The 5,000-nt window shown below is 39.1% G+C and carries 4 protein-coding genes and 2 pseudogenes (1 of these 6 running past the window's edge); 4 read left to right on the top strand and 2 right to left on the bottom strand.

The annotated features are described in order from the left end of the window. From LEP1GSC062_RS15015 to LEP1GSC062_RS15005, 3 genes and pseudogenes are all read left to right on the top strand, one after another. Positions 1–254, top strand: the final stretch of a protein-coding gene (locus LEP1GSC062_RS15015; RefSeq protein ID WP_010579086.1) for an N-acetylmuramoyl-L-alanine amidase family protein. Its footprint begins 841 nt before the window's first position; the window shows 254 of its 1,095 coding nt (coding positions 842–1,095); the start codon falls outside the window, past its left edge; its stop codon occupies positions 252–254. Continuing rightward, the gene (locus LEP1GSC062_RS15010; RefSeq protein ID WP_020984743.1) at positions 235–1,020 is read left to right on the top strand and encodes an LIC_10740 family protein; all 786 of its coding nucleotides are present in this window, start codon (positions 235–237) and stop codon (positions 1,018–1,020) included. The genes LEP1GSC062_RS15015 and LEP1GSC062_RS15010 overlap by 20 nt, the downstream gene beginning before the upstream one ends. A 42-nt stretch (positions 1,021–1,062) precedes the next feature. After that, positions 1,063–2,405: pseudogene (locus LEP1GSC062_RS15005) on the top strand (hypothetical protein). A gap of 58 nt (positions 2,406–2,463) precedes the next feature. Here the strand turns inward: LEP1GSC062_RS15005 and LEP1GSC062_RS15000 are convergent. After that, entirely contained in the window at positions 2,464–2,889 is a 426-nt protein-coding gene (locus LEP1GSC062_RS15000) for a hypothetical protein (protein ID WP_010579084.1), read from the bottom strand. Between the two features lie 66 nt (positions 2,890–2,955). Then, positions 2,956–4,353: a hypothetical protein gene (locus LEP1GSC062_RS14995; protein WP_020984725.1), complete on the bottom strand. Its 1,398-nt coding sequence runs from the start codon at positions 4,351–4,353 to the stop codon at positions 2,956–2,958. Positions 4,354–4,893: 540 nt separating this feature from the next. Here LEP1GSC062_RS14995 and LEP1GSC062_RS23300 point away from each other — a divergent pair. Continuing rightward, positions 4,894–5,000, top strand: a pseudogene (locus LEP1GSC062_RS23300) (WYL domain-containing protein); the annotation flags it as partial.

Below are 5,000 nucleotides of genomic sequence, written 5' to 3'. Positions count from 1 at the left end.
GAAGAAGTAGAATCTTGGCCAGGTCCTTGGAATCGGAGATGAAAAAAAAGCTTCAACCTCAAATCCTGTCCAGAGGAGTGAAAAAAGCGGATTTTTCGGTCCTCAGAGGAAGTCTCATGCCTGCGGTTCTCGTGGAAATGGGGTATCTTTCTCATGAAAAAGAATCCAAACTTTTGCAGAGTAAAAGTTTACAAGTTAAGATAGCGAAAAGCATCGTAGAAGGAATTCGAGGATATGAATTGGCAAAAAATTAAAAAACCTGCGATCGCAATCAGAGACGCAATTTGGAAAAAGATTAAAACCGCGGGAGAAAAAATCAATCAAGGATATCTCTGGCTTTTCCGCATCGCGACCGAGGACGGGATTTCTCAAAAAACGCTGTTTCTCACTTATGCTTGGATAGGAATCATTTTATTTTTCACCTCATTCATTCTTACAGGGAACAGCCCTTTTATTACTCTTATTCCATTTTCTCTTTACGACGTTGGTAACCGAGATCATAGAACCGAAATTACACTCTATGCTTCCGACGGAGAACGTCGTGTGTTTCCGATCAGAAGAAAGGTTCTTTTGGAAAACGAGGAATTCCGACACAAAACGATGACCTTGATCGGAGAGATCAGCGAGTCCTCTTATTTCGATAAGACCCTGACAAACGACAAGGGAGAATATTATAAAAGCATAAAGCGTCTTCCCGAAATCCAATACGCCGTAAAAGCGATTTGGAAAAACGGAGGGATTCTGATTCTGGATTTTAGAAAATCTACACTTCAGGAAATCCTTTCCGAAATGAAGTTTAGGATCGATTACACGTACGCGCGTCGGATGAACGAAAACGAAAAACAAAAAGAGATCGTCCGTAAAAAAATGGCCCTTTTGGATTCCACCTTTCTTGCTCTGGAAAAAACCATTTTTGAGAACTTTCAGGACATTCAAAGCGTGGAATACCGGCTGGACGGTTTATCCGAAAGCATTCCCGGAATGGAATATTCTCTCAATTTGTCCCATAAAAGGAACTGATCCTCTTTTTCCGATCCCTTTTTGGCCGATACTAGAAACAAGATGAAATCCTACTTTCCGGATCGTTTGCTTCCGATCGGCAAAAAAAGCTTTTGTCGACTTATCTTCTCATTCTATTTATCTTCGGGGGAAGTCTTAGTTCTTCTTCCGATCTGCAGATTTCCCCAGATATTCAGAACATCACCGACTTCCGAACGGATCGCATCGCATTCCATTTCATCCAATTGGTAGATAAGGATGGCAAAACCCTATCCGGAACAAATCCAAATCGTGATTTCTCCGAAGCGACTTTGATGATAATTTATAAAGGACAACTAACGTTGTTGAAGGATGGTTACGACGATCCGAATCAGGTTCGGGAAAAAGAAAAAGAATACCTCGTAAAAATTTCCAACTACGTAAGACTCAAAGAATTGGAATCGGAATACTACAAACTGCCCGAATCGGAAAGAACCGTAAATCCGAGTAAAACCTCCGAGACATCTTCTGCCTCCGGCACAACCTCAAATCCGAACACAACATCCGCACAGGACTCAACTTCTCAAATTTCCTCAGCTAACAAAAATGAGGTGAATCAAACATCCAGCGAACCCTTAAAGAAAACGAAAGAATTGGATCTACTTTTGAAATATGACGAGGAACTGTTGAAGAGTTATTCCTCCGAAAGGGCTGTAAGCGGAGAGTTAGAAAGGTCCGAACGTTTTTACGGAAAAGATTCTCCCAAAACAAGTTCGATCCGTTTTAGAGTCGAGGAACTCAGAAAAAAAGTAAATGAAAGAAGAAACACCCTGATTTCCTTCCTTAAAAATCCCGGAGCCTCCACAAATCCGTATCCGGGAGACAGAAAGGACCAAATGTTTTATACGAATGCAGTCAACGGCATTCCCGATTTTTATCTTCACTCCACTACTCCTAGAGAACTAGACGGACAGATGAAAGGAGAAGAAGAAGTCGGAAAAAAATACGGAGAATTGTATAAATCCGCGAGAGACAAACTGATCGATTCACAAATTCGAAAATTATATTATTATCTTTGGAACCGGGAAATGACCAATACTCGTGTAAAAGCGGATAAGATAAAAAAAGGAAAAAAGGCCGTGGTAGTCGCGGGTGATTCGACAGTCTTTACCATGATCGACAAGGAAGGAGACGGAATCACCGAATCTTTTTTTGTGGATAGTCCGGGAATTCGTTTTTCTTGGGGAAGAGATCTTCCGAATATCATTTCCATATCGAACTGTACGGACGAAACCATCCTTTCTAAAATCAAAAATCTCACCGAGGACGTTTTATCCGGAAGAATTCCCGAAAAAGTGGATAAGATCGACCTTACGGTTCCGGAAGAACAATTGGTAATCGAGCTCGGACCGAAAATTCCTCAATGACGTCGAAAATTTGTATAAACGACCTTTTTTAAATTCTTAGTTTTTTAGAGACTGGTTTTTAATTCGTTTTCGGCTGATTCAAGTCGGGACTCGGATTTGCAAAACAACTCAAAGAAAGTCCTTCCACCAAATAACAAATTGCTCCCGGAGTAATACATTTATATCCGTCGTCGTAGCTTTGTCCGTTTACAATAAGTTCAATCTTCTGGCAGACCATTTTTTCCTTTACATTTTGACTTTCTTCTTGAGCTACCAAATTTGAAGAAAGAACGACGCTCAATAAAAAAGAAAACATAAAAATCCGCACCGAAATAGACTTACCGTTCATTAAGGATCGTAGTATTTGGACAGGACGAACGCGAGAGAGCGACAAAATACTGAGTTGAGAACGTATAAGAGCATAACGTTGAATTCTGTAACTTTGGATTTCGGGATGATAGGCAAGTGTAAGTTTTGGAAGAATTGTATACAAATTCAGTTTCATGATAATTTTCTAGTCCTTTATTTTAAAAGATCGGTTCTCCTTTTATTTTTTTGTCAACTATCGGATTCAGACCGTTTTATCTCTACGATTATTCTGAATCCATAGATAGCTCAATGATAATATCGGCAGTAAAAAAATTCCAATCCAGACCCAATTTACTATGACCTTCCAAGACAAATTAGGGTCCGTCCAGGACGGCAGATAAGAAAGAATTTTCTCGGGAAAAAAGCCGGGTCTTTTTTGAGGGTCGGGCTCCATTACGTGGTATAAAGAACTCGTATAATCAAACCAATATTTTCCGATCCAAATTTGATAAACGACACAAAGGATGAAAATTTTCCAAGCTACTCTTCTTGAAATAGAACTCAGCATTTTCCAACCTGCGAGAAAAGGAAGAAAAAACAAAACCGCAGAACTCCATTGGAATCTACCCGGAAGAGAAAGACATCCGTAGGAACAAGGGTGCCCCGCATTCAGCCCAAGTTGTAAAATCAATACGAACAGGAAAAGAATTCCGATTCGCTTTAAATCCTTATCTCGAATAAGGAAAAAAATTCCTAAGATTCCAGGAATCCAAATCATAGGATTTTGAAAAAAGAGTCCTTGATTCCGATCCATAAAAAGACCCAAAAAGACCGTAACCCAATGGAAAAAATTTAGATCGAACGTAGGCGGAGAATTTTTTTCGCCATAAGGACCGATAATTGATCCAAACCATAAAAAATTACAAACCAAAAAAGAGAATACGAACACGAGCGTAGTTCCGAGGAAAATTCCCTTGGATTTCGGGTCCGCTTCCTTTTTGCAAAGAACCCAAAAAAGGAGGAGCGTTACGATCGGTAGATTTTTTGTATGAAACCAAGCCAAACATCCGCACCCTATTCCACATGCAAAATACAGAATATTCCTATTTTTGAATATTTTTTTTGTTTCCAACATAAATAGGATCGTGAATACGAAAGTCAGTAGAATTCCAGTCGGTAGATCCGGAAATATTTGTCCCGCGGCCATTGGAAACGGAAGACTAACGGAATAGAAAACCGCGATTATGGTAGCCTCTTCCGGCGAAAGATGAAAGATTTTACCCAACTGATAGAATAAAAAAGGAATAATCCCCGCCAAAAGAGCAAGACTAATGCGAGCTCCCGTAATTCCGAAAATCGAATATCCGACCAACGCGACGCACGACGTTCCGATCGAATGAATGCTGTATAATTTTCCGTCTTTTGAAATCGTATGATTTTCCACATCGACCGGACCAATGATTTTTTTCGTATTCCGATCTTCCTCGTAGTTATTTTTGAGATTGAAATCTCCATCTTTTCGAATACTTTCCGAGATCATTAGATAATGGGGCTCGTCTCCAGTGATCGGGATTCTCTTTTTTTTCTCCCAACTTAGGACGGTTCCGATGTAATATAAAACTGGTAAACAGAGTAGAAAGAGTAACATTATCTTTCGCATCTCTGAAAGAATCCCTTCTTGTTTCAAATTGTCAATCAGGATGTGCCTTCTTGCACTTCCCTTAGAGTTTTATCCCAACCCAATCCGAACGTTCTATGACACAGGTTTTCAGAAATACTGAAACTAGAAACTATCTTAAAAATACTTTATCTTTGATTAAAATGCCGATTTCAATTATTCTAGGATATTTTTGAGATGGGTTCTATAAAAAAACTCAAATTGCGGACTTACTACTCGGGCGCATGAATAAAATACTGTGATAAGTTTGTTTCAAAAGTTAGAATGTTAGATCTTCTTTAAAAAAGCCAACAATTCTGGATTCGGCGCAATTTTGTGAGGACTTTTATATCTCTACAAAAATCGCTCGTTAATTCTTGGTACCATTTTCATACGTCCGAGTAGTAAAATCTACATTTTCATTCTTAACTTTAAAATATAAAACGACAACTTAGAAGCGGACTTTATGGTAAATAAGAAATACTACACATTTCCGGTTTACAGAATGTGCGGCGTTTTTACTTTTGAGATGTAGGTTTTTTCATGAATCCAAGCACGGTTCGACTGAATTTCAAATTGAATCTGATTCGCCACCTTCGAGATGGTAAGAGAATGACTCTCGAAGAGCTTGTTAGCATAACCGGAATCAA

This window comes from Leptospira alexanderi serovar Manhao 3 str. L 60 (assembly GCF_000243815.2).
GTDB classification, from domain to species: domain Bacteria; phylum Spirochaetota; class Leptospiria; order Leptospirales; family Leptospiraceae; genus Leptospira; species Leptospira alexanderi.
Note: the sequence above shows the minus strand (reverse complement) of the source record. Positions and strands in the feature narration are given on the sequence as shown.

What these genes read in the sequence shown, in the direction of transcription:
- LEP1GSC062_RS15010 (WP_020984743.1), top strand. Translation starts at nt 235, where the DNA reads ATGAATTGGCAAAAAATTAAAAAACCTGCGATCGCAATCAGAGACGCA.
- LEP1GSC062_RS14995 (WP_020984725.1), bottom strand. Translation starts at nt 4,353, where the DNA reads ATGCGAAAGATAATGTTACTCTTTCTACTCTGTTTACCAGTTTTATAT.
- LEP1GSC062_RS15000 (WP_010579084.1), bottom strand. Translation starts at nt 2,889, where the DNA reads ATGAAACTGAATTTGTATACAATTCTTCCAAAACTTACACTTGCCTAT.